Source organism: Streptomyces sp. NPDC048584, from assembly GCF_043199595.1.
Taxonomy (GTDB): Bacteria; Actinomycetota; Actinomycetes; order Streptomycetales; family Streptomycetaceae; genus Streptomyces; species Streptomyces edwardsiae.
Genome location: NZ_JBICWF010000002.1, coordinates 350,732 through 373,842 on the forward strand (window position 1 = coordinate 350,732; position 23,111 = coordinate 373,842).

Here is a 23,111-nt window from a genome sequence, read left to right on the forward strand (position 1 = left end):
CCCTCGGCATACTCCTTGATCCGGGGGGTGCGCGCATGCGTACGAGACCACCCCCGTCCGGGTGACGGCGAGTTCACCCGGGACACCGCTAGGGGGAACCTTGCGCAGACAAGTCAAGAGAGCGTGTGCGGCCACGGTCGCCACGGCGACCGCGGTGGCGCTCGCGGCGGGCATGGCCGGACCGGCGTCGGCCGACGGGGAGCGCACGACCACCGCTTCCCCGGTCTCGAAGCCGGTCAAGCACCGGATCACGCTGATCACGGGGGACCGGGTCGCCGTCGACGCCAAGGGCCGGGTGGTCGGCCTGGAGCGGGCCGAGGGCCGCGAGCACATACCCGTCCAGGTCCGCCGTACCGGCGGCCACACCCTGGTGCTGCCGGTCGACGCCGCCCGGCTGATCGCGAGCGGCAAACTGGACCAGCGGCTGTTCGACGTCACCGAGTTGAACAAGGCCGCGACCCGGGGCTCGCAGCAGCGGGGTCTGAAGGTCATCGTCGGCTACAAGGGCGGCGCTCAGGCCGCCAAGGCCGATGTCCGTGACGCCGGCACGGTCCGCCGGACACTGAAGTCCCTGAACGCGGACGCGGTGCAGACCCCGCACCAGGACACGCCCGAGCTGTGGGACGCGGTCACCGACGGCGACCGTACCGCTTCCGGTATCGCCCATGTCTGGCTCGACGGGGTCCGCAAGGCGTCCCTCGACACATCGGTGGCCCAGATCGGAACCCCCAAGGCGTGGGCGGCCGGTTACGACGGCAAGGGCGTCAGGATCGCCGTCCTGGACACCGGTGTCGACGGCACCCACCCGGACCTCAAGGGCCAGGTGACGGCGTCCAAGAACTTCAGCTCGGCGGAGACCGCCGGTGACAAGGTCGGCCACGGCACCCATGTCGCGTCCATCGCGGCCGGTACGGGCGCCCAGTCCAAGGGCAAGCACAAGGGCGTCGCACCCGGCGCCGAGATCCTCAACGGCAAGGTGCTCGACGACGCCGGCTTCGGTGACGACTCCGGCATCCTCGCCGGCATGGAGTGGGCGGCCGCGCAGGGCGCCGACGTCGTCAACATGAGCCTGGGCGGCATGGACACGGCCGAGGTCGATCCGCTGGAGGCGGCGGTCGACAAGCTGTCCGCCGAGAAGGGTGTGCTGTTCGCCATCGCGGCCGGCAACGAGGGCCCGCAGTCGATCGGTTCGCCCGGCAGCGCGGACGCAGCCCTGACCGTCGGCGCCGTCGACGACCAGGACGCGCTCGCCGACTTCTCCTCCACCGGCCCCCGCCTCGGCGACGGCGCCATCAAGCCGGACGTCACGGCCCCCGGTGTGGACATCACGGCCGCCTCCGCGAAGGGCAACGCGATCGCCGAGGAGGTCGGCGAGAACCCGGCCGGCTACATGACCATCTCCGGTACGTCGATGGCGACACCGCATGTCGCGGGCGCCGCGGCAATCCTCAAGCAGCAGCACCCGGAGTGGACCTACACGGAGCTGAAGGGCGCGCTCACCGGCTCCACCAAGGGCGGGAAGTACACGCCGTTCGAGCAGGGCTCGGGCCGCGTCCAGGTCGACAAGGCCATCGGACAGACCGTGATCGCCGAGCCGGTGTCGCTGAGCTTCGGCGTCCAGCAGTGGCCGCACACCGACGACAAGCCGGTCACCAAGGCGCTCACCTACCGCAACCTCGGCACCCAGGACGTCACCCTGAAGTTGACGTCGACCGCCACGAACCCCAAGGGCAAGGCGGCCCCGGCCGGCTTCTTCACCCTGGGCGCCACGACGGTCACCGTCCCCGCGGGCGGCAAGGCCTCCGTGGACGTCACCGCCGACACGCGCCTCGGCGGCACGGTGGACGGCGCCTACTCGGCGTACGTCGTCGCGACCGGCGGCGGGCAGAGTGTCCGTACGGCGGCCGCTGTGGAGCGCGAGGTCGAGTCGTACGACGTCACGCTGAAGTTCCTCGACCGTGCGGGCAAGCCGTCCGTCAACTACGTCGCCAACCTCGCCGGTGTCTCCGGTCCGGGCACCGACCGGTGGTTCCAGCCCTACGAGGCCGACGGCACCGTCACCGTCCGCGCGCCCAGGGGCGGTTACATCCTCGACACCAGCATCCTCGTCGGCACCGACCCGGAGACGTACCGGGGCGCCGACTGGATCGCCCAGCCCAAGCTGGACGTCACCAGGAACACGACGATCACCCTGGACGCCCGTAAGGCCAAGCCGGTGAACATCACCGTGCCGGACAAGGCGGCCAAGCCGGTGTTCGCCTCCGCCGACTTCAGCGTCGAGACGAAGGAATCCTCCTACAGCTTCGGCTGGTGGCTGGACTCCTACAAGAACTTCCGCTCCGCCCACCTCGGTCCGCAGATCACCGACGGCTCGCTGCACCAGCAGTGGGACGCCCACTTCAGCAAGGGCGCCAAGGACCAGTACAGCACCATCGCCGGCGGCAAGGTCAAGAAGCTGTCCACCGGCTACACCCGCGCCTACAAGGCCGGCGAACTCGCCACGGTGAAGGTCGGCATGGGCGCCTCGGCGAAGGGCAAGGAGGGCACCGTCGGCTCCGCGGGCTGGCTGCCCGGCAGCAGCGGCGCCGCCTCGATCGGCGGCGCGCAGAAGCTGCCCGGCACCCGCGTTCTGCACCTGTCCACCGTGGGCGGGGTGAAGTGGGACCTCGACTTCGAGCAGTCGGGCGGGGTCGACGCGGACGGCTGGCCCGTCCCCGAGGCCGGCTACCTCATCGGCTCCGGGAAGGGCTACAAGGCCGGCAAGACCTATCAGGAGACCGTCAACACGGCCGTGTTCGGTCCGCGTCTCACCTCCGACTACGGCATCTTCCGGGACGGCAACAGCATCTCCGGGCTGATCCCGCTGTTCGCCGACGGCAAGGGTCACGAAGGGTCCTCGGTGTTCTCCTCGGTCACCACGACCCTGTACCGCAACGGCAAGAAGGTCGGCTCGCACGACGACCCGCTCTTCGGTGACAAGGAGTTCAAGGTCCCGTCCGGTGACGCCGCGTACAAGCTGACCACCTCGGTCAAGCGCAGTACCAAGGTCGCCGCCGTCTCCACGCGGATCGACGCGAGCTGGACCTTCCGCTCCAAGAAGACCGCGGAGCCGAAGCAGCTGCCCGTCTCCTCGGCCCGCTTCCAGGCGGTCACGGGGCTGGACAGCAAGGTCAAGGCCGGCCAGAAGGCCACGTTCCCGGTCACCGTCGAGGGCGCCGCCAAGGGCAAGAACCTCAAGTCCCTGTCGGTGTACGTGTCGTACGACCACGGCAAGACCTGGAAGAAGACCACGGTGAAGAAGGGGAAGGTCACCGTCAAGAACCCGGCGAAGGGGAAGGCGGTCTCCCTGCGCGCCAAGATCACCGACAAGAAGGGCAACACGTCGACGATCTCGGTCCACAACGCGTACTACGGCAAGTAGGCCGCGTGTGAACGGACGGCCCGCCGGGAGGTCTCCCTTCCGGCGGGCCGTCGCCGTCGTGGCTCGGGGGCGTTGCCGCTCAGGGGGCCGTCGCGTCCGCTCCGGACCGCAGGGCGTCCGCACCCCAGCTGCCCACCAGCCGCAGTGCTTCCGCCGACGGGGTGCCCGGCTCGGCGAAGTAGGTGACCAGCGACTGCTCGGAGTCGTCACCGGCCGGGCGGAACGACTCCCACAGCAGCGTCAGTTCGCCGACCAGCGGATGCCGTACGCGCTTGGTACCGCGGCACTTCTCCTTGACGTCGTGCGCCGCCCACAGCCTGCGGAACTCCTCGCACTTCACGGAGAGCTCGCCGACCAGCGCGGACAGCTGCGGGTCCTCCGGGTGGACGCCCGCGTCCATCCGCAGATAGCCGACCATGTCCGACGCCTTCTGCTCCCACTCCACGAACAGATCCCGGTAGTCCGGGTTGAGGAAGACCAGCCGCGCCCAGTTCCGCTCCTGCGCCGGGAGTGCCCCCCAGTCGCCGAAGAGCGCCGCCGCCATCCGGTTCCAGGCGAGGATCTCCGTGCGCCGGCCCACGACGTACGCCGGGACGCCGTCCATGGACTCCAGCAGATGCCGCAGGGCGGGGCGGGCCTGCTGCGTACGGGCCACCGGCTTGCGCTGCCGCTTCGGCTTCGCCAGATGCGTGAGATGGATCCGCTCGGCGTCGTTGAGGCGCAGGGCGCGCGCGATCGAGTCCAGCACCTCCGCCGAAACGTTCTGTCCGTTGCCCTGCTCCAGGCGCGTGTAGTACGCCACGGACACCCCGGCGAGCTGCGCCAGCTCCTCACGGCGCAGGCCCGGCACCCGGCGGTGGCGGCCGAAGTCCGGCAGGCCCACGTCCTCCGGCTTCAGCCGGGCCCGCCGGGTGCGCAGGAACTCGCTGAGCTCCGCCCGAGGGTCGAGGCCGCCGCCCGCGGGGCCGGTGGGAGGGGTGTGCTGCTCGTCCATGCCTCCAGTATTCCCGGTCGTACGCCCGCCATCCTGCCCCCGTCAGTGGTACGCACAGCCAACGTAGGCAAAGCGGTGGTCTGGGTGAACGGCGGACATCGTCGCAGGCTGGAGCCGTGCCCGTCCGGAGAGAAGGCGGCCGGGCGCACGACCCCACAAGGAGAACCCCGGAATGACCACCGTTGCCGCGTACGCCGTACCCGCCGCCAAGGCTCCGCTGGAGCGGACGACCATCGAGCGGCGCGCGGTGGGCGAGCACGACGTACTGATCGACATCGAATTCGCCGGCATCTGCCACTCCGACATCCACCAGGCCCAGGAGGGCTGGGGCGAGGCGATCTTCCCCATGGTCCCCGGCCACGAGATCGCCGGTGTGGTCTGTGAGGTCGGCCCCGGCGTCACCCGCTACCGGGTGGGTGACCGCGTGGGCGTCGGCTGCATGGTCGACTCCTGCCGCGAGTGCGAGAACTGCGAGGCCGGCCGGGAGCAGTACTGCACCGGCAGCGGCATGGTCGGCACGTACAACGCCCTGGACAGGAACGGCGAGCCGACCTACGGCGGCTACGCGGAGAAGATCGTCGTCGACGAGGGCTATGTCGTCCGCATCCCCGACGGGATCCCCCTCGACACGGCCGCCCCGCTGCTGTGCGCCGGCATCACCCTGTACTCCCCGCTCAAGCGCTGGGGCACCGGTCCCGGCAAGAAGGTCGCGATCGTCGGCATGGGCGGCCTCGGCCACATGGGCGTCAAGATCGCGCACGCGCTGGGCGCCGAGGTGACGGTGCTGTCGCAGTCCCTGCGCAAGAGGGACGACGGCCTGAAGCTGGGCGCCGACCACTACTACGCGACCAGCGACCCGAAGACCTTCGAGGAGCTCCGGGGGACCTTCGACCTGATCGTGTCGACGGTCTCGGCCCCGCTGGACTTCGACGCCTATCTGTCCCTGCTGAGGACGGAGGGCGCGCTGGCCAACGTCGGCGCCCCCGAGGCACCGGTCTCCCTCAACCTCTTCTCGCTGCTCGGCGGCGGGAAGATCCTCGCCGGCTCCATGATCGGCGGCATCGCCGAGACCCAGGAGATGCTCGACTTCTGCGCCGCCCACGGCATCGGCGCGGAGATCGAACTGATCGCCGCGTCCGAGATCAACGAGGCCTACGACCGCGTCCAGAACAGCGACGTCCGCTACCGCTTCGTGATCGACACGGCGACGATCTGACCCACCCGGCGCCCCCTCGCCACCGACGAGGGGGCGCACCGGTCAGTGCGGGAGGGTGGCCGGGTTGCCGCCGTTGGCCTCGTAGCCGGCCACCGCCAGGGCGCGGAAGACGGCGAACTCCGCGGCCGGATCGGGGGAGAGGGTCCAGGGGAGGGCGCCCACGTGGCCGTCGATGTGTATGAGCTGGTCCATGGCCTCCGCCCAGCGTTCGCCGCGCACCAGGAAGAAGACCAGCAGGTGACGCACGTGCGCCGCCATCGGGTCGTCCGGGCGGGCCGAGTGCACCGCGTGCAGCGCGCCGTGGACCGCCTTGGTGACGGTCTCGCTCCGGTAGAAGCCGGAGACCAGGTTCACCTCGGGCAGATGCTCGAACACCGCGAAGAGCGGCATCGCCGCGAGGAGGGAGCCCTGGGGCGCCCGCGCCGCCGCGGCCTCCGCGAACGCGTACGCCTGCTGCCGCGAGCCGTGCCACTTCTCGCACCAGTAGTGCAGCGCCGCCAGATGCGCCCCCATATGGGCCGGGGCACGGTCCAGGATCCTCAGCCACAGCTGCTCGAACTCCTGCTGGGAGTAGCCGAGTCCACGCGCCACCGACAGCTCCACGATGTACGGCACCGGGTCACCGGGAGCCAGCAGCGCCGCCTCGCCGCACGCCGCCTTCGCCTCCTCCATGATGATCCGGAAATCGTCCGAGCCGGGTGCCGCCGTACGCCACGCCTGCTGCACCAGGAACTCGGCGTGCACCGCGGCGCCCCCGGCGTCCTTCGGCAGCTCCGTCCGCCACACCCGCAGCCACTGCCCGCCCGGCGCCTCGCCCACCCCGCCGGGCCGCTGCTGCAGCTCCAGGGAGGCCGCGCCCGCGAACGCCTGGACGCGCTGCCAGCGCCGCTCGCTCTCCGCGTCGGTGCCGGCCAGCAGCTGCTGGGCCGCGCGGTAGTCCTGGGTGCGCTGCACCAGGTCCAGGACGTCCAGCAGGTCCTGGTCCGGGCCCGGCATACGGATGTCCAGCTCCTCCTCGCGGGCGAAGCCGTAGTTCGCCGGGTCCGCCGCGTCCGGGTGACCGGCGGGGACCTGCGTGATCGTCCCGCGCCCGCGTCGCACGAACGGCAGCACCACGAAGCCGAGCATGACAAGCGCGATCAGGACCCAGAGAATCTCCATGTCTCAAGCGAACCAGACGGCGCGGACAATTGGCCAACCCGATGCCGGACCCTGTGGAAAACTCCCCGCCCCCGCCGCGGCGCCGGATCCGCGTCCGGCGCCCGCACCGGGCGCGGACTACCCTCGGGTCCCATGAGCGACAGGCACATCAGTCAGCACTTCGAGACGCTCGCGATCCATGCGGGCAACACGGCCGACCCACTGACCGGCGCGGTCGTCCCGCCGATCTACCAGGTGTCCACCTACAAGCAGGACGGCGTCGGCGGACTGCGCGGAGGCTACGAGTACAGCCGCAGCGCCAATCCGACCAGGACCGCGCTGGAGGAGAACCTCGCCGCCCTGGAGGGCGGCCGCCGCGGCCTCGCGTTCGCGTCCGGACTGGCGGCCGAGGACTGCCTGCTGCGTACGCTGCTCAGCCCCGGCGACCACGTGGTGATCCCGAACGACGCGTACGGCGGCACGTTCCGCCTCTTCGCCAAGGTCGTCGCCCGCTGGGGCGTGGAGTGGTCGGTCGCCGACACCAGCGACCCCTCCGCCGTACGGGCCGCGATCACGCCGAAGACCAAGGCCGTCTGGGTGGAGACGCCCTCCAACCCGCTGCTCGGCATCACCGACATCGCCGCCGTCGCGCAGGTGGCGCGGGACGCGGGCGCCCGGCTCGTCGTCGACAACACCTTCGCCACGCCGTACCTCCAGCAGCCGCTCGCGCTCGGCGCGGACGTCGTGGTGCACTCCCTGACCAAGTACATGGGCGGCCACTCCGACGTCGTGGGCGGCGCCCTGATCACCGGGGACGCGGGGCTGGGCGAGGAGCTCGCCTTCCACCAGAACGCGATGGGCGCGGTCGCCGGCCCCTTCGACTCCTGGCTGGTGCTGCGCGGCACCAAGACGCTCTCGGTCCGCATGGACCGGCACAGCGAGAACGCCACGAAGATCGCCGACATGCTCGGCCGCCACCCGCGCGTGACGAGCGTCCTGTACCCGGGGCTGCCGGACCACCCCGGTCACGAGGTCGCCGCCAAGCAGATGCGGGCCTTCGGCGGCATGGTCTCCTTCCGCGTGGAGGGCGGCGAGGAGGCGGCCGTCGCGGTCTGCGACCGGGCGAAGGTGTTCACCCTCGGCGAGTCCCTGGGCGGTGTCGAGTCGCTGATCGAGCACCCGGGCCGGATGACGCACGCGTCCGTGGCCGGTTCCGCGCTCGAGGTCCCCGCCGACCTGGTGCGGCTGTCCGTGGGCATCGAGAACGTCGACGACCTGCTCGAAGACCTCCAGCAGGCGCTCGGCCGGTAGGTCCTGTCGGTCCGGGTCCCGGTCTCACCAGCCCGTGAGCGGTGGAGTCGTCTCCGACGGCGGCTCCACCCAGGGCCGCGCCGTCAGCGCCCACACCACGAACGCCACGCCCACCGCCAGCAGCAGCAGCCACATCGCGCGCCGCGCGAGCGTTCTGCGGCGCAGGATGCGGGCACCGCGCCGTGCCGCGTCCGCGTGGATCTCGGGCGGCAGGGACGGCGGCGACTGCTCCAGCATCCGCCGCACCGTCGCCTCGCGCTTCAGCCGGGTCACGACGTCACCGCCTTGACGCCGCCCGCCGCCGGGGCCGGTCTCGGCGGCGGGCGCAGGACGACCGCCATCGCGCGGTTGAAGACGGTCCGCACGCGTTCCGCCGGCATGCCCAGGAGGGCGGCCGTCTGTTCCTCGGCGATCCCCTCGTACAGGCGCAGCACCAGGATCAGGCGTTCCTGCGGGGTGAGGCGGGCGAGGGGGGCCTCCTGGCGGGCACGGCTGCGCAGGCGGGCGCCGGGGTGGTGCCAGGCGGTGTTCGCGAAGCGGGTCGCCAGGTGGTGGCGGGTGTGGTCGTAGGGGTCTCCGCCGTTCAGCCGGTCCCAGTCCGCGTACGTGTGCGCGAGGGCGAGGGTGAGGAGGCGGCGGGCGCGGGGGTTGGCGGTGGGGGGTTCCGCGGTGAGGAGGGTGGCGGTGTGCAGGAGGCGGGCGCCGGCACCGGCGACGTAGGCCTCGAAGTCGTGGGAGGTGTCGTGCCGTGATCGCAACCGTGCCTCCCCACCCCTGAGAGCCCTTGGCTCTCATATCAGGGCAGGAGGCGGGGCGGGGTCAAGGGGTGTGCGCGGTTGGGGGTACGGGTTTTCCTCGCCCCCGCCGCCCCTTACCGTTCCCGTCCCACGGGGGCTCCGCCCCCGAACCCCCGCTCCTCATACGCCGGAGAGGCCACTTCTTGGCCCGTCCGGCGTTCGAGGACGAGGCCCGGAGGGCCGACACGGGATCCGGGGGCGGAGCCCCCAGGGTCAGGAGTCCGTCCGGTCAGTGGTGGACATCCGTGCCGACAGTGCTCCGTTGAAGCGCGACAGCAGGCCGCAGAACGCCTCGCGTTCCTCCGGGGCCCAGTCCTCCGTCAGTTCGGCCATCAACTGGCGGCGGGAGGAACGTACTTCCTCCAGGCGGGACTGGCCGCGCGGAGACAGTTGGAGGACCACCGCGCGGCCGTCCTCGGGGTGCGAGGTCCGCTTGACCAGGCCGGTGTCCACGAGCGGGGCGACCTGCCGGGTGACCGTCGAGGAGTCGATGCCCATGCTCGCGGCGAGCGCCTTGACGCCCATCGGACCTTCCTTGTCCAGGCGGTTGAGCAGCAGATACGCGGCGCGGTCCATCGAGTTGCGCACCTGGCCGACCCCGCCGAGCCGCGTCTGTTCCGCACGGCGGGCGAACAGCGCCACCTCGTGCTGCAGCGTGTCGAGAAGGCCGGTGTCGCCGACGGCCGTCAGGTCCGTCCTCATGTCCATCGACATATCAGGTGATGTGGGCATGGCCGGGGGCTCACTTCGTGGAGGGCTGCTAATTGGGGGACAGGGTACGCGGCCGGACGGCGGGCCGTACCGGCGCTGCGCAAAGCCGCGTCCGCGGGTTGGTCACACCGGTCGCCGTCGCCGGTGAACTGCGATGCTGGAGTCATGAGCTACAGCACGGCCGGCTCCCTGCGGGCCGTCACCCTCGACGATGTGCGCGGCGCCCAGAAGATGCTGTCCGGTGTGGCGCGCACGACCGTGATGGAGGGGAGCCGGTACCTGTCCCGCCTCGCGGCCACTCCGGTCCATCTGAAGTGCGAGAACCTGCAGCGGACGGGGTCGTTCAAGCTGCGTGGCGCGTATGTCCGGATCGCCGGGCTGCTGCCCGAGGAGCGGGCCGCCGGTGTCGTCGCGGCGAGCGCCGGCAATCACGCGCAGGGGGTGGCGCTGGCGTCGTCGCTGCTCGGCGTCGGCTCCACCGTGTTCATGCCGAGGGGCGCCCCGCTGCCGAAGATCAGCGCGACCCGGGAGTACGGCGCCGAGGTGCGCCTACAGGGTCAGGTGGTCGACGAGACGCTGGCCGCGGCGATGGAGTACGCGCACGAGACGGGTGCCGTGTTCATCCATCCCTTCGACCACCCGGACATCATCGCGGGGCAGGGCACGGTGGGTCTGGAGATCCTGGAGCAGTGCCCGGAGGTACGCACGATCGTCGTCGGGGTCGGCGGGGGCGGGCTGGCCGCCGGGATCGCGGTCGCGGTGAAGGCGCTGCGGCCCGATGTGCGGATCGTGGGGGTGCAGGCGGAGGGCGCGGCCGCGTATCCGCCCTCGCTGGCGGCCGGGCGTCCGGTGTCGGTGAGCGACCCGGTGACGATGGCCGACGGAATCAAGGTGGGGCGGCCCGGTGATGTGCCGTTCGGGATCGTCGACGAGCTGGTGGACGAGGTGCGCACGGTCAGCGAGGGCGAGCTGTCGGCCGCGCTGCTGCTCTGTCTGGAGCGGGCCAAGCTGGTCGTCGAGCCGGCCGGGGCGAGCCCGGTCGCGGCGCTGCTGAGCCGGCCCGACGCCTTCGAGGGGCCGGTCGTGGCGGTGCTGTCCGGCGGCAACGTGGATCCGGTGCTGATGGAGCGGGTGCTGCGGCACGGCATGGCCGCGCAGGGCCGCTACCTGACCGTACGGCTGCGTCTGACGGACCGGCCGGGCGCCCTGGCCTCGCTTCTGGGGGCGTTGTCAGTGGCGGATGCGAACATCCTCGATGTGGGCCATGTACGGACGGATCCACGGCTCGGGCTCACGGAGGCGGAGGTCGAGCTGCGGCTGGAGACCAAGGGTCCGGAGCACTGCGCCGAGGTCAACAGGGCGCTGCGCGAGGCGGGTTACACGGTCATGGACTGATCCCCGGGAACCTCCGGGACCGGTGTCCGACAGGGCGTCACTCCTTCGGGGAAATGCATTGTGAGACGCGATACATCGCGTTATGGTGTGTCTCTGGTCACCGGTCGGCTCCGTGCGTCCCCCGCCGGACCGGGCGAAAAAGCTCAGCACATCAAAGCGTACAAACCTAGGCTTTCCGAAGAATCACGACGACGTGGAGACTCATATGCCAGGCGCCATCTATGCCGAAGGTCTGGTCAAGACCTTCGGGAACGTAAGGGCACTGGACGGCGTCGACCTGGAGGTCCCCGAAGGCACCGTCCTGGGCCTGCTCGGGCCGAACGGCGCGGGCAAGACCACCACCGTCCGCTGTCTGACCACCCTGTTGCGACCCGACAGCGGCAAGGCGGTCGTCGCCGGCCTCGACGTGCTGAAACAGCCCGACGCCGTACGCCGCTCCATCGGCCTGTCCGGCCAGTTCGCCGCCGTCGACGAGTATCTGACCGGCCGCGAGAACCTGCAGATGGTCGGACAGCTCTACCAGATGAGGGCGAAGGCGGCGAAGACCCGCGCGGACGAACTGCTGGAGCAGTTCAACCTCGCGGACGCCGCCGACCGCACCGCCAAGACCTACTCCGGGGGCATGCGCCGCCGGCTCGACCTCGCCGCCGCCCTGGTCGTCTCGCCGCCCGTGATGTTCATGGACGAGCCGACCACCGGCCTCGACCCGCGCAACCGCCAGCAACTGTGGGAAGTGATCAAACAGCTCGTCTCCGGCGGTACGACCCTCCTCCTCACCACCCAGTACCTGGAGGAGGCCGACCACCTGGCGCACGACATCGCGGTCGTCGACCACGGCAAGGTCATCGCCCAGGGCACCTCCGACCAGCTCAAGGCCCGCACCGGCGGCGAGCGCGTCGAGGTGGTGGTGCACGAACGCGAGCACATCCCGTCCGCCTCCGCGCTCCTCGACAAGTACAGCCTGCGCGGTGCCGGCCGCGGCGACACCACGGTCGAGGACCACATGCGCAAGATCACCACACCGGTCTCCGGCGGAGCGAAACTCCTCGCCGAGATCATCCGCGACCTCGACACCAGCGGCATCGAGATCGACGACATCGGTCTGCGCCGCCCCACCCTCGACGACGTCTTCCTCTCCCTCACCGGCCATGTCGCGGAGGCCAAGGACGACGAGAACACCAAGGAGGCCGCGAAATGAGCGCCGTCACCGATGCCGTACGGGTCACGGCCCCCGGCAATCCCATCGGCCGGTCGATCCGGGACTCCCTGGTCGTCGCCAAGCGCAATCTGATCCGCATGGGCCGGATTCCCGAAGTGATTATCTTCGGACTGATCCAGCCGATCATGTTCGTGGTGCTCTTCTCGTACGTGTTCGGCGGGTCCATGGACATCGGCGGCAGTACGAGCCCGCAGGTCTACCGCGAGTTCCTGATGGCCGGCATCTTCGCCCAGACCGTCACCTTCGCCACCGCCGGCGCCGGGGCGGGCATCGCCGAGGACATGCACAAGGGGCTCATCGACCGCTTCCGCTCCCTGCCCATGGCACGCGGCGCGGTGCTCACCGGCCGCACCCTCGCCGACATGGTGCAGACGGCGCTCACCCTGCTCGTACTCGCCGTCGTCGCCCTGCTGGTCGGCTGGCGCACGCACACCAGCATCGGGGAGGTGCTCGGCGCGTTCGGCCTGCTCCTGCTCACCGGGTACGCCTTCACCTGGATCGGGGCGCTCATCGGCCTGTCGGTCCGTACCCCGGAGGCGGCCACCTCCGGTGGACTGGTCTGGCTCTTCCCGGTCACCTTCGTGTCGAACGCGTTCGTGGACTCCAGCAACATGACGCCCTGGCTGCGCCACATCGCCGACTGGAACCCGTTCAGCGCCACCGTCCAGGCCTGCCGTGAGCTCTTCGGCAACCCGGGGGTCTCCACCTCGGACGCCTGGCCCATGCAGCACCCGGTGTGGGCGTCGCTGATCTACTCGGTCCTGATCATCGTGTTCTTCCGCACCCTCGCGGTGCGCAAGTACCGCTCGGCCGCGGCATGACGAAGCCCCCGGCACCGCGCGGGTGCCGGGGGCCCGTCAGGGACTCGCGGGCGGGTCAGCCGTTGTAGGGCTTCGCCTCCAGGATCTTCACCGAGGCGATCTTGCCGTTCGGCAGCTCGTACTGGGCGTCGTCGCCGACCTTGTGGCCGATGACGCCGGAGCCCAGCGGGGACTGCGGCGAGTAGGTCTCGATGTCGGTGCTCGCGTACTCACGGGAGGCCAGCAGGAAGTCCAGCGTGTCGTCCTCGTCGCCGTCGAAGGCGATCGTCACGACCATTCCGGGCGCCACCACGCCGTCGGCCGCCGGGGCCTCGCCGACCTTGGCGTTCTCGAGGAGCTGGGTGAGCTGGCGCACACGGAGCTCCTGCTTGCCCTGCTCCTCCTTGGCCGCGTGGTACCCGCCGTTCTCCCGCAGGTCCCCCTCCTCGCGCGCGGCGGCGATCTTCGCGGCGATCTCCGTGCGCGCGGGACCAGTAAGGTACGCAAGCTCGTCCTTGAGCTTGTTGTACGCCTCCTGGGTCAGCCAGGTGACGTTCTCGCTGGTCTGGGTCACAGGTGCTCCTCGTAGGTACTGGGAATACAAAGCAACGCCCTACCCAGAAGGATGGTCCTCCAGGGATGGGCGAAACCACGAGCCTAACAATTCAGTGCCCGAAGGGGGAGGACATAAGCCACCAGACTCATGTCAGCGCAGGTCAGCAACCAGGTATTCCCCGCGGTGCCGGTCCGTGCGGCGGTTCGTGAGCCGGTCCGGACGTCAGCCCGTGTGGCAGCCGACGAGCTCGGCGGTCGTGCCCGGGGAGGTCGTACGCAGCGTGACGACCTCGTCGACGCGCGTGGCGTCCCTGTCGAAGCGGAAGTCGGCGCGGCCCACCTCGGCGCCGTCCTCGGACTGGGAGCGGACGGTGCAGTAGCCGTCGACGCCGGCGTCCTTGTGCACCTCCAGATGCACCTTCACCGCGTCGTCGGAGATGTCGAAGCTGATCACCTCGGCGCTGATCTCGTTCTGCGCGACGTAGTGGTAGCCGAGCCAGCCGACCAGCCCGAGCAGCAGCACCGCCAGCACGCCGCCGACGACCTTGAGGGTGCGGTCGGCACGCTGGTCCGAGGAGCGGCCGTACCGGCCCTCGGGCAGCCGCGTGCTCGGCGTACTCATGATCGTCTCCTCGGCTCGGACCCCGGAGCCGGACCCCGGAATTATTCGCCCCCCGATTCGGTCACTATAGAAGCCTGCGACTGCGCCGCCGCACCGAGGGCGCCTACCGACTTGAGGATTGAGTCTTGACTGACCAGCTGCGACTGATGGCCGTCCACGCACACCCCGACGACGAGTCGAGCAAGGGCGCGGCCACCATGGCGAAGTACGTGTCCGAGGGGGTGGACGTGCTGGTGGTGACCTGCACGGGCGGGGAGCGCGGCTCCATCCTCAACCCGAAGCTGCAGGGCGACGCGTACATCGAGGAGCACATCCACGAGGTGCGCAAGAAGGAGATGGACGAGGCCCGGGAGATCCTGGGGGTGAAGCAGGAGTGGCTCGGGTTCGTGGACTCGGGGCTGCCCGAGGGCGACCCGCTGCCGCCGCTGCCGGAGGGCTGCTTCGCCCTGGAGGACGTGGACAAGGCGGCCGGTGAGCTGGTCCGCAGTATCCGCGCGTTCCGTCCCCAGGTGATCACCACATACGACGAGAACGGGGGGTACCCGCACCCCGACCACATCATGACCCACAAGATCACGATGGTGGCGTTCGAGGGTGCGGCGGACACGGCGAAGTACCCGGAGGGGGAGTACGGGCCGGCGTTCCAGCCGCTGAAGGTGTACTACAACCAGGGCTTCAACCGGCCGCGTACCGAGGCGCTGCACCAGGCGATGCTGGACCGGGGGCTGGAGTCGCCCTACGGGGACTGGCTGAAGCGGTGGAGCGAGTTCGAGCGCAAGGAGCGGACGCTCACCACGCATGTACCGTGCGGGGACTTCTTCGAGATCCGGGACAAGGCGCTGATCGCGCACGCGACGCAGATCGATCCGGACGGGGGGTGGTTCAGGGTGCCGATGGATCTCCAGCGGGAGGTCTGGCCGACGGAGGAGTACGAGCTGGCGAAGTCGCTCGTCGATACCTCCCTCCCCGAGGACGACCTCTTCGCGGGCATCCGGGACAATGGCTGACATGAGCGCAAGCGCAAGTCTGGCAATGACGCACCTGGTGCCTCTGGCGAAGGAACTCGACGAGGACAAGGTGACGCCCGGTGTTCTCGGGTTCATCGTGTTCGCGGTGATGGCTCTGGCGGTGTGGGGGCTGATGAAGTCGATGAACCGGCACATGGGGCGGGTGGACTTCCCGGAAGCGTCCGAGGAGCGGAAGCCGGAGCCGACGGCGGCGGACAGTCGAGGCTGAGCCCTCCACCGTCCGCCCGCGGGCGCGACGGCACCCGGTAGGTGTGGGGCTGTGCCACCTCGCCGCCCTCCGCGGGCAGTCGTGCCGCTGGGGCGGCACGGGTGGGCGCGCCGGCACCCCGTAAGCGCCGGGGTGCGCGACTCCCCCGGTCAAGCGACGTCGCCGGGTGTCGGCTCGTGGGTGGTTGTGCCCACCCGTTCCGCCCTGCGGAACGACTGCCCACAACCACCACGGGGTTGCGACGCACCCCGGTCTCGCCCCGGGGTCGTCTTCCCCCCGCAACCACGACGGCGTTGCGACGTGCCCCGGTGTCTCCCCGGGGTCGTCTTCCCCCCGCAACCACGACGGCGTTGCGACGCACGCCGGTGTCACCCTCGTCGTGGACGGTCAGCGCGTGTTTACCGGTACCCCCATCACCTCGCGGGCGTGGCGGGTGGGGACCATGCCGAGGTGCCAGGCCTGCCAGCCGGACTCCAGGGTGACCCCCCGCTCCAGGAGGAGCTGGTACGCCTCCACGTAGTCGGCGAGTTTCCCGTCGCGCAGGGCGTGGCCCGCCCGCCCCAGCTGGGCCAGCTCCTCCTGTGCCACCGCCGTACCGACCTCCGTACCCCCCGGCGCCGCGTACGGCAGCAGTGTGCAGCGCAGGAAGCGCGCCCAGTCCTCGCCGCGCCGGTCGCCGTACGAGGCGAACAGCGCCACCGCCTCGTCGCACAGCGCCAGCGCCTGCGGCGTACGCGCGTTGCCCGCGTCCACGACCGCCAGCTCCAGACAGGTCCACGCCTCCCCGTGCGCGACCCCGATCCGCTGGAAGTCGGCGCGCGCGTCGACCAGGAGCTGCCGGGCGAACCCGGAGTTGCGCAGCGACCCCGTCTGGGCCGCCCGCTGGTCCCGGGTCACCCGCGCCGAGTGGTGCCGGGCGCAGGCAAGGCCGTACACGTCCCGCATGCGGGAGAACATCGTGCGGGCCCGTTCCAGCTCGCGCACCGCCCGGTCCAGGTTGCCGGTCTCCTCCAGCGCCTGCCCCAGGTAGTACAGCGTCCACGCCTCGCCCCGCGCGTCCTCGTTGTCCCGGTGCCGGGCGGCGGCCCGGCGCAGATCCTCGACCGCCGGTGACGCGTCCCCGTCCACGAGCCGGGTCCGTGCCAGCTCGGTCAGTGCCCACGCCTCACCGCGGGCGTCGCGGGTGCGGCCGTACAGCTCCAGGGCGGTACGCAGCTCGGTCTCCGCGCGCGGCACGTCGCCCATCCGCAGGTTCAGCTGCCCCAGCTGGAAGTGCGCCCACGCCTGCCCGTGCACGGACTCGCCCGCGCGGTGCAGCACCAGCGACTCGGTCAGCAGGTCCAGGGCCTCGGAGAGCCCGGCCCGGTCCCGTACGACCGCCGCGAGCGCGTGCATCGTCCAGGCGCGGTCCGTGGCCAGCTCGGGCGCGGCCTGCAGATCCAGTGCCTCCCGCAGCTTCGCCGACGCCTCGGTCAGGTTGCCCTGGTGGTGCAGCGTGATGCCGAGCGAGGTCAGCGCCCGCGCCGCGCCCGCGTCGTGCTGCGCCTCCCGGTACAGGTCCACCACCGATGTCAGCGTGGTCCGCGCCTTGTCCAGCTCGCCCAGCTGACGGGCCGCGATACCGGTGCGCCACTGCACGGAACGGACCAGCAGCCCCTCGTCCACGGCCTGCGCCAGCTCGTTGATCTCCCCGAGCCGGTACAGGTCACCGCGCAGCAGGCAGTAGTCGCACAGCGCGCCGAGCAGATTCAGCACCGCGCCCCGGTCCACGCCCTCGGCGTGCCGCAGCGCCGCCGTGATGAAGCTCGACTCGTCGTCCAGCCAGCGCAGCGCCTCGTCGAGCGAGGTGAAGCCGTAGGGGCTGAAGCGGTCGGAGCGGGTCGACATGTTGCCGTCGACGAGCCGCAGCACCGAGTCGGCGAGCTCGGCGTAGTTCACGATCAGCCGTTCCTGCGCTGCCGTGCGCTCGGCCGGTTCCTCCTCGTCGAGGAGCCGGGCGAGGGCGAAGGCGCGGACGAGGTCGTGCAGCCGGTAGCGGCTGTGCCGCACGCGGTCGATCAGCCCGGCGCGGTGCAGCGCGGTCAGATGCCGGGTGGCCTCGGCCTCGTCGGTGGCGAGCAGCGCGGCCGCCGCCGCGGCGCCCAGTGAGGCCCGCCCGGCCAGCGCGAGCCGCCGCAGCAGCCGCCGTACGGTGTCCGGCTGGTCGGTGTAGCGCAGCCACAGGGCCCGCTCGACCGGTTCGACGGGACCGTAGGCGCCGAGGTCGGTGGCGAGGGCGAGCGGGGAGCGCGGGCCCAGGGCGGCCCCGGCGATCCGCAGCGCCAGCGGCAGGCCCCCGCACAGTTCCCGGACCCGTTCGGCGGAGTCGGCGTCGTACGGCCCGGAGGTGTCCTGCGCGGCGGCCGCGAGCAGTTCCTCCGCGCCGGCCGGGTCCAGTGGCTCCACCGGCAGCTGGTACACCCGGGCCGGCAGATCGTCGGGCAGCCCGAGCGGCGCGCGGGAGGTCACCAGGACCAGACTGTCGGACCGCTCGGGGATCAGCGTGCGGACCTGCTGCGGATCGGAGGCGTCGTCCAGGACGATCGTGACCGGCATCCCGGTCAGATGCTGGTGGTACAGCTCGCTCAGCCGCTTGACCTGCTGGTCCGGGGACGACCGCTCACGGAACAGCAGCTGCTCGCGCGGCGCCCCGAGCCGGTTCAGCAGATGCAGCAGCGCGTCCCGCGTGGACAGCGGCGGCTCACCGGGGCTGTCGCCGCGCAGATCGACGACGCACGCGCCCCGGAAGTGGTCCTTCAGATCGTGTGTGGCGCGCACCGCGAGCGTGGTACGGCCGCTGCCGGACGCCCCGTGCAGCACCACCACCGTCGGCTGGGTCTCCGTGGTCGCGCGGGCCGCCTGCACCCACTGCCGGATCCGCGCCATCTCCTGCCGCCGCCCCGCGAACGGGCCCGACGGCTCGGGCAGTTGCCCGAACGACTGCTCCAGCACACTGCGCCCGCGGGCCGCCGCGCTCTTGTCCGTGCCGCGCAGCCGGGGCCCCGCCTTCTTCGGCCCGGTGGACGCGGCCAGCACCCGCTGCTGGTCCAGGAACGGCCGTATCCCGCGCACCTCCAGTGCCGTCAGCCACTGCAGCCGCAGCTGTTCGGGACCGCCCGGCTGGCTCACCGCACCGGCCCGGTGATGGGCGGCGGGCACATGGGCGCCGGCCACCTTCACCACGGTCGCCGCCGCGCCCACGACCCCGACGGTCACGCCCGCGCCGAGCGCCGTTCCGGTGCCCGTCCCGAGCGCCATGTCGGCCACCACGGCGGCCACTGAGGCCACCCCGGCGACGAGCAGCGGCGTCCCGGCACCCTCGCGGGCGTACCGCTGGCGGAAGCTGAGCTGCCCGGCCTGCGCCTCGTCCAGCGCGCGCGTGTACGCCTCGTACTCCTCGGCCGAGCTCGACGCCATCGACTCCAGCGAGCCGCGCGCCCGCGCGAGCAGCACCTTGCCGTCGGTACGCCCGCCCGACCGGCGCACCTCCTCCTCCACCGCCCGCGCCAACAGCCGCTCGGCGTCGGACCGATGACTGTCCCGCATGACATGTCCCCCTCCGACGGCAACTCCTACGCCCCCGAGTGTCCTTCGGACGGAGCGTCAGCGCGAGAGGGCGACGATCAGCGACCGCGACGGCGTGCGTGCGGCCGCCTGCGCGTGTCCCGCTCCGAGAATGCCTCGACAGAGACATGGCGGCGCGATGCCCGAGCGGCGATCAGCGCCGACGCCCCGCAAGTCCGGTGGGCGGCGGTGCTCAGACCTCTCTGAGGATCACGTTGAAGTGGGTGCTCTCCCGGCTGCGGGTCGAACAGCGGGCCGGATCGGTGGACAGGGCTGTCGCGGAGTCGGCGGGCGCCGTGTCCCCGTCGGCCACGACAATCCTCGTCCACGCCGTGCCATGAGTAGGGTGGCGGAGTGAATCGTCTCGCCGGCGCGATGTCGCCCTATCTGCTGCAGCACGCTGATAACCCGGTGGACTGGTGGGAGTGGGGGCCGGAGGCCTTCGCCGAGGCGCGGCGGCGGGATGTGCCGGTGCTGCTGAGTGTCGGTTACTCGAGCTGCCACTGGTGTCATGTCATGGCGCACGAGTCCTTCGAGGACCGGGACACCGCCGATGAGATGAACGCGCACTTCGTCGGCGTCAAGGTGGACCGTGAGGAGCGGCCCGACGTGGACGCCGTCTACATGGAGGCCGTGCAGGCGGCGACCGGGCAGGGCGGCTGGCCCATGACCGTGTTCCTCACGCCGGACGCCGAGCCGTTCTACTTCGGCACGTACTTCCCGCCCGAGCCCCGGCACGGCATGCCGTCCTTCCGGCAGGTGCTCCAGGGCGTCCACCAGGCGTGGGGGGAGCGGCGCGGCGAGGTCGACGAGGTGGCCGGGAAGATCACCCGGGACCTGGCCGGACGGGAGATGTCCTACGGCGACGACCGGCTGCCCGGTGAGGAGGAGCTCGCGCAGGCGCTGCTCGGCCTGACCAGGGAGTACGACCCGCAGCGCGGCGGGTTCGGCGGGGCGCCGAAGTTCCCGCCGTCCATGGTGCTGGAGTTCCTGCTGCGGCACCACGCCCGCACGGGCGCGGAGGGCGCCCTGCAGATGGCGGCGGACACCTGTGAGCGCATGGCGCGCGGCGGGATCTACGACCAGCTCGGCGGCGGCTTCGCCCGGTACTCCGTCGACCGGGACTGGATCGTGCCGCACTTCGAGAAGATGCTGTACGACAACGCCCTGCTGTGCCGGGTCTACGCCCATCTGTGGCGGGCCACCGGCTCCGGACTCGCCCGCCGGGTCGCGCTGGAGACCGCGGATTTCATGGTCCGCGAACTGCGCACCGCCGAGGGCGGGTTCGCGTCCGCGTTGGACGCCGACAGTGACGACGGCACGGGCCGGCACGTCGAGGGCGCCTACTACGTGTGGACGCCCGCGCGGTTGCGTGAGGTCCTCGGCGACGACGACGCGGAACTCGCCGCGCGCTACTTCGGGGTGACCGCCGAGGGCACCTTCGAGGAGGGCGCCTCGGTGCTGCAGCTCCCCCAGCGCGACGAGGTGTTCGACGCCGGACGGATCGACGGCATCCGGGAGCGGCTGCTCGCGGCACGCTCCGAGCGGTCCGCGCCCGGCCGGGACGACAAGGTGGTCGCCGCCTGGAACGGGCTCGCGATCGCCGCGCTCGCCGAGACCGGGGCCTACTTCGGCCGGCCGGACCTCACGGAGGCCGCCGTAGCCGCCGGTGATCTGCTGATCCGGCTGCACCTGGACGACCAGGCCCGTATCGCCCGTACCAGCAAGGACGGCCGGGCCGGCGCGAACGCGGGCGTGCTGGAGGACTACGCCGATGTCGCCGAGGGCTTCCTGGCGCTCGCGTCGGTGACCGGCGAGGGGGTGTGGCTGGAGTTCGCGGGACTGCTGCTCGACCATGTCCTGGCCCGCTTCGCCGACGCCGGATCGGGTGCCCTGTACGACACGGCGTCCGACGCGGAGCGGCTGATCCGGCGCCCGCAGGACCCGACCGACAACGCGGCCCCGTCCGGCTGGACCGCCGCCGCGGGCGCCCTGCTGAGCTATGCCGCGCACACGGGTTCCGAGCCGCACCGTACGGCTGCCGAGCGGGCGCTGGGCGTGGTGAAGGCGCTCGGTCCGCGGGTGCCGCGCTTCATCGGGTGGGGGCTCGCGGTCGCCGAGGCCGTACTGGACGGTCCGCGGGAGATCGCGGTGGTCGGTCCGGCGCTGGACGACCCGGCCACGGCCACCCTGCACCGGACGGCGCTCCTGGGTGCCGCGCCCGGCGCGGTGGTCGCCGCCGGTACCCCGGAAGGCGACGAGTTCCCCCTCCTGGCCGACCGCCCCCTGGTCGGGGGCGAACCGGCCGCCTACGTCTGCCGCAACTTCACCTGCGACACCCCGACGACCGATCCGGCCCGCCTGCGGACGGCACTGGGCGGCTGAATCGCCGCGGCGCGAGCGGGGCTGAGGCACGGTAGCGCCGTGGGGATGCGCGGGTGTGTTGTGGCTGGTCGCGCCGTTCCCCGCGCCCCTCGGGGGCGCTTGCCCTCAGGGCGGATTCGGTCACCCCTCGCCGGCCCCCCTCGACGCCTCAGTCCCGCTCAGGCTGTGAAGCCACCGCCCGCTCCACGATCGCGACGAGTTGCTCATGGTGCGCGCCCTTCCAGTAGGCCCGCCCGCACTCACCGCACTGGGCGAACACGTCGTACGACCGGTGCGTACCGCCCTTCAGCTGGTCCGCGACCTCGTCCTTGGTGACCTTGCGCAACAGCCCGTTGCAGGCCGTGCACCGGGTCCAGGGCCGTAGCTCGGGACGGAAGCGGTCCAGCACGTAGGTGAGTTGTTCCTCGGGCCGGGTGCTGTACACGAACGCGCCCGCCCACAGCTCACGCCGCCGCAGCAGCCCCCGGTCGCGGCTGAGCATCACCCGCCGCTCCGCCGCCGACAGCGCGGCCAGCGCCGGATCGCCGATGTCGGTGGACTCGTACGCCGTGTCCACGCCCAGCAGCCGCAGCCGACGGGCCAGTGTGCCGAGGTGGACGTCGAGGAGGAAGCGCAGGGGCGCCCCCGGCACCCGCTGGGGGTGCGCGACGGCGCGTACCGTGACCGACTCGCCCGCCGCCGGCACATGCCCGGCCGGCACCTCGCGGCCGTCCACGAGCAGTGTGCCGACCTCGGTGAGCGGGACGCCGAGGGACTCGACGACATGGCCGAGGGTGGAGACGCCGTCGGTGGCGGCCTTCGTGGCGCCGGTGGGCCGTGCCCGGGGGACGAAGAGCAGCAGCTCGGTGGCGAACTCGACGTGGATCTCGGGACCGTTCACCCGGCCAGGATGCCATGCCGGGTGGACGCGGTCCGTGGAATCACGCGTGCTAGTAGGCCACCAGGGAGATGCCGACGTAGTGGGCGATGAAGGCGGCCAGGGTGAGGGAGTGGAAGACCTCGTGGAAGCCGAACCAGCGTGGTGACGGGTTGGGCTTCTTGATGCCGTAGATGATCCCGCCCGCGCTGTAGAGCAGACCGCCCACGATCACCAGGACGAGTACGGCGATGCCGCCCGAGCGCATGAAGTCCGGCAGGAAGAAGACGGCCGCCCAGCCCATCGCGATGTAGCAGGGCGTGTAGAGCCAGCGCGGCGCGCCGACCCAGAAGACCCGGAAGGCGATCCCGGCCACCGCCGCCCCCCAGATGCCCCACAGCAGCCACCGCCCCTTGGACTCCGGCAGCAGCAGGATGGTCAGCGGTGTGTAGGTGCCCGCGATGATCAGGAAGATGTTGGCGTGGTCGAGGCGGCGCAGCACCCCGTCCATGCGGGGGCTCCAGTCGCCCCGGTGGTACAGCGCGCTCACGCCGAACAGCAGGCAGGCGGTCAGGGCGAAGACCCCGCAGGCCAGACGCCCGCGTGCCGAGTCGGCGAAGGCGGTCAGCACCAGCCCGGCGACCAGGGCGGCGGGGAACATACCGAGATGCAGCCAGCCGCGCAGCTTGGGCTTGACCGGATGCGGCAGGGAGGTCTCCACCGGGCCGTCGGCCGGCGGATCCGTGGGGGCGTCGGGGACGAGCGCAGTCATGCTTCGCATCGTACCTACGGAACCGTAAGTTACGCGTCGGGCCGTCGAATTGACCAGCACGAAGTGGCCATCATCTCA

At 71.5% G+C, this 23,111-nt stretch carries 19 protein-coding genes; 9 read left to right on the forward strand and 10 right to left on the reverse strand.

Going from position 1 to position 23,111, the window contains the following annotated elements:
* The first annotated feature begins 172 nt into the window (after positions 1–172).
* Positions 173–3,421 (forward strand): S8 family serine peptidase, encoded by a 3,249-nt coding sequence (locus ACGFR9_RS05845; protein ID WP_393204004.1) that lies wholly within the window; start codon positions 173–175, stop codon positions 3,419–3,421.
* 79 nt (positions 3,422–3,500) lie between these two features.
* On the opposite strand, the gene ACGFR9_RS05850 is transcribed toward ACGFR9_RS05845, so the two are convergent.
* Complete coding sequence (locus ACGFR9_RS05850) at positions 3,501–4,415, reverse strand: helix-turn-helix domain-containing protein (RefSeq protein ID WP_393203291.1); 915 nt, start codon at positions 4,413–4,415, stop codon at positions 3,501–3,503.
* Between the two features lie 172 nt (positions 4,416–4,587).
* Between ACGFR9_RS05850 and ACGFR9_RS05855 the strand changes: the two genes are divergently transcribed.
* Complete coding sequence (locus ACGFR9_RS05855; protein ID WP_393203293.1) at positions 4,588–5,631, forward strand: NAD(P)-dependent alcohol dehydrogenase; 1,044 nt, start codon at positions 4,588–4,590, stop codon at positions 5,629–5,631.
* Positions 5,632–5,673: 42 nt separating this feature from the next.
* On the opposite strand, the gene ACGFR9_RS05860 is transcribed toward ACGFR9_RS05855, so the two are convergent.
* A complete protein-coding gene (locus ACGFR9_RS05860) occupies positions 5,674–6,792 on the reverse strand; it encodes a hypothetical protein (protein ID WP_393203295.1) in 1,119 nt (372 codons plus the stop codon).
* Between the two features lie 132 nt (positions 6,793–6,924).
* Between ACGFR9_RS05860 and ACGFR9_RS05865 the strand changes: the two genes are divergently transcribed.
* On the forward strand, positions 6,925–8,082 hold the full coding sequence (locus ACGFR9_RS05865; protein WP_030220559.1) for a cystathionine gamma-synthase: 1,158 nt from the start codon (positions 6,925–6,927) through the stop codon (positions 8,080–8,082).
* 24 nt (positions 8,083–8,106) lie between these two features.
* Here the strand turns inward: ACGFR9_RS05865 and ACGFR9_RS05870 are convergent, their stop codons facing one another.
* The 3 genes from ACGFR9_RS05870 to ACGFR9_RS05880 form a co-directional block, all read right to left on the reverse strand.
* Positions 8,107–8,355 carry a hypothetical protein gene (locus tag ACGFR9_RS05870; RefSeq protein WP_393203297.1) on the reverse strand — a complete coding sequence of 83 codons (249 nt, stop codon included), beginning with the start codon at positions 8,353–8,355 and terminating at the stop codon, positions 8,107–8,109.
* Positions 8,352–8,840, reverse strand: coding sequence for a sigma factor-like helix-turn-helix DNA-binding protein (locus tag ACGFR9_RS05875; protein ID WP_393203299.1), 489 nt, complete (start codon positions 8,838–8,840; stop codon positions 8,352–8,354). The genes ACGFR9_RS05870 and ACGFR9_RS05875 overlap by 4 nt, the downstream gene beginning before the upstream one ends.
* Positions 8,841–9,092: 252 nt before the next feature.
* Entirely contained in the window at positions 9,093–9,581 is a 489-nt protein-coding gene (locus ACGFR9_RS05880; protein WP_393203301.1) for a MarR family winged helix-turn-helix transcriptional regulator, read from the reverse strand.
* Positions 9,582–9,755: 174 nt separating this feature from the next.
* On the opposite strand from ACGFR9_RS05880, the gene ilvA reads away from it, so the two are divergent.
* The 3 genes from ilvA (at position 9,756) to ACGFR9_RS05895 (ending at position 13,025) form a co-directional block, all read left to right on the forward strand.
* Positions 9,756–10,985 (forward strand): threonine ammonia-lyase, encoded by a 1,230-nt coding sequence (gene ilvA, locus ACGFR9_RS05885; RefSeq protein WP_393203303.1) that lies wholly within the window; start codon positions 9,756–9,758, stop codon positions 10,983–10,985.
* Positions 10,986–11,190: 205 nt separating this feature from the next.
* Positions 11,191–12,183 carry a daunorubicin resistance protein DrrA family ABC transporter ATP-binding protein gene (locus ACGFR9_RS05890; protein WP_030220544.1) on the forward strand — a complete coding sequence of 331 codons (993 nt, stop codon included), beginning with the start codon at positions 11,191–11,193 and terminating at the stop codon, positions 12,181–12,183.
* On the forward strand, positions 12,180–13,025 hold the full coding sequence (locus ACGFR9_RS05895) for an ABC transporter permease (RefSeq protein WP_030220541.1): 846 nt from the start codon (positions 12,180–12,182) through the stop codon (positions 13,023–13,025). The genes ACGFR9_RS05890 and ACGFR9_RS05895 overlap by 4 nt, the downstream gene beginning before the upstream one ends.
* Positions 13,026–13,080: 55 nt before the next feature.
* Here ACGFR9_RS05895 and greA read toward each other — a convergent pair whose 3' ends face one another.
* Both greA and ACGFR9_RS05905 read right to left on the reverse strand, forming a co-directional pair.
* Entirely contained in the window at positions 13,081–13,578 is a 498-nt protein-coding gene (gene greA / locus ACGFR9_RS05900) for a transcription elongation factor GreA (RefSeq protein ID WP_393203305.1), read from the reverse strand.
* Between the two features lie 204 nt (positions 13,579–13,782).
* Positions 13,783–14,181, reverse strand: coding sequence for a DUF4307 domain-containing protein (locus ACGFR9_RS05905; protein WP_393203307.1), 399 nt, complete (start codon positions 14,179–14,181; stop codon positions 13,783–13,785).
* Between the two features lie 125 nt (positions 14,182–14,306).
* Here ACGFR9_RS05905 and mca point away from each other — a divergent pair, with 125 nt between their 5' ends.
* On the forward strand, positions 14,307–15,188 hold the full coding sequence (gene mca / locus ACGFR9_RS05910) for a mycothiol conjugate amidase Mca (RefSeq protein WP_393203309.1): 882 nt from the start codon (positions 14,307–14,309) through the stop codon (positions 15,186–15,188).
* Positions 15,181–15,417 carry a hypothetical protein gene (locus tag ACGFR9_RS05915; protein ID WP_393203311.1) on the forward strand — a complete coding sequence of 79 codons (237 nt, stop codon included), beginning with the start codon at positions 15,181–15,183 and terminating at the stop codon, positions 15,415–15,417. The genes mca and ACGFR9_RS05915 overlap by 8 nt, the downstream gene beginning before the upstream one ends.
* Before the next feature lie 387 nt (positions 15,418–15,804).
* Here ACGFR9_RS05915 and ACGFR9_RS05920 read toward each other — a convergent pair whose 3' ends face one another.
* Positions 15,805–19,002 (reverse strand): tetratricopeptide repeat protein, encoded by a 3,198-nt coding sequence (locus tag ACGFR9_RS05920; protein WP_393203313.1) that lies wholly within the window; start codon positions 19,000–19,002, stop codon positions 15,805–15,807.
* 372 nt (positions 19,003–19,374) lie between these two features.
* Here ACGFR9_RS05920 and ACGFR9_RS05925 point away from each other — a divergent pair, with 372 nt between their 5' ends.
* The gene (locus ACGFR9_RS05925; protein WP_393203315.1) at positions 19,375–21,405 is read left to right on the forward strand and encodes a thioredoxin domain-containing protein; all 2,031 of its coding nucleotides are present in this window, start codon (positions 19,375–19,377) and stop codon (positions 21,403–21,405) included.
* Between the two features lie 148 nt (positions 21,406–21,553).
* Here ACGFR9_RS05925 and ACGFR9_RS05930 read toward each other — a convergent pair whose 3' ends face one another.
* Together ACGFR9_RS05930 and ACGFR9_RS05935 are read right to left on the reverse strand one after the other, a co-directional pair.
* A complete protein-coding gene (locus ACGFR9_RS05930; protein ID WP_393203317.1) occupies positions 21,554–22,285 on the reverse strand; it encodes a Mut7-C RNAse domain-containing protein in 732 nt (243 codons plus the stop codon).
* A gap of 49 nt (positions 22,286–22,334) precedes the next feature.
* Positions 22,335–23,033 (reverse strand): hemolysin III family protein, encoded by a 699-nt coding sequence (locus ACGFR9_RS05935; RefSeq protein ID WP_393203319.1) that lies wholly within the window; start codon positions 23,031–23,033, stop codon positions 22,335–22,337.
* Positions 23,034–23,111 lie beyond the last annotated feature (78 nt).

Excerpts from the sequence above, each read along its gene's own strand:
- ACGFR9_RS05905 (WP_393203307.1), bottom strand. The coding sequence starts at position 14,181 with ATGAGTACGCCGAGCACGCGGCTGCCCGAGGGCCGGTACGGCCGCTCC.
- ACGFR9_RS05880 (WP_393203301.1), bottom strand. The coding sequence starts at position 9,581 with ATGAGGACGGACCTGACGGCCGTCGGCGACACCGGCCTTCTCGACACG.
- ACGFR9_RS05855 (WP_393203293.1), top strand. The coding sequence starts at position 4,588 with ATGACCACCGTTGCCGCGTACGCCGTACCCGCCGCCAAGGCTCCGCTG.
- ilvA (WP_393203303.1), top strand. The coding sequence starts at position 9,756 with ATGAGCTACAGCACGGCCGGCTCCCTGCGGGCCGTCACCCTCGACGAT.
- ACGFR9_RS05895 (WP_030220541.1), top strand. The coding sequence starts at position 12,180 with ATGAGCGCCGTCACCGATGCCGTACGGGTCACGGCCCCCGGCAATCCC.
- ACGFR9_RS05865 (WP_030220559.1), top strand. The coding sequence starts at position 6,925 with ATGAGCGACAGGCACATCAGTCAGCACTTCGAGACGCTCGCGATCCAT.
- ACGFR9_RS05860 (WP_393203295.1), bottom strand. The coding sequence starts at position 6,792 with ATGGAGATTCTCTGGGTCCTGATCGCGCTTGTCATGCTCGGCTTCGTG.
- ACGFR9_RS05890 (WP_030220544.1), top strand. The coding sequence starts at position 11,191 with ATGCCAGGCGCCATCTATGCCGAAGGTCTGGTCAAGACCTTCGGGAAC.
- ACGFR9_RS05845 (WP_393204004.1), top strand. The coding sequence starts at position 173 with ATGGCCGGACCGGCGTCGGCCGACGGGGAGCGCACGACCACCGCTTCC.
- ACGFR9_RS05850 (WP_393203291.1), bottom strand. The coding sequence starts at position 4,415 with ATGGACGAGCAGCACACCCCTCCCACCGGCCCCGCGGGCGGCGGCCTC.
- ACGFR9_RS05920 (WP_393203313.1), bottom strand. The coding sequence starts at position 19,002 with ATGCGGGACAGTCATCGGTCCGACGCCGAGCGGCTGTTGGCGCGGGCG.
- ACGFR9_RS05915 (WP_393203311.1), top strand. The coding sequence starts at position 15,181 with ATGGCTGACATGAGCGCAAGCGCAAGTCTGGCAATGACGCACCTGGTG.
- ACGFR9_RS05935 (WP_393203319.1), bottom strand. The coding sequence starts at position 23,033 with ATGACTGCGCTCGTCCCCGACGCCCCCACGGATCCGCCGGCCGACGGC.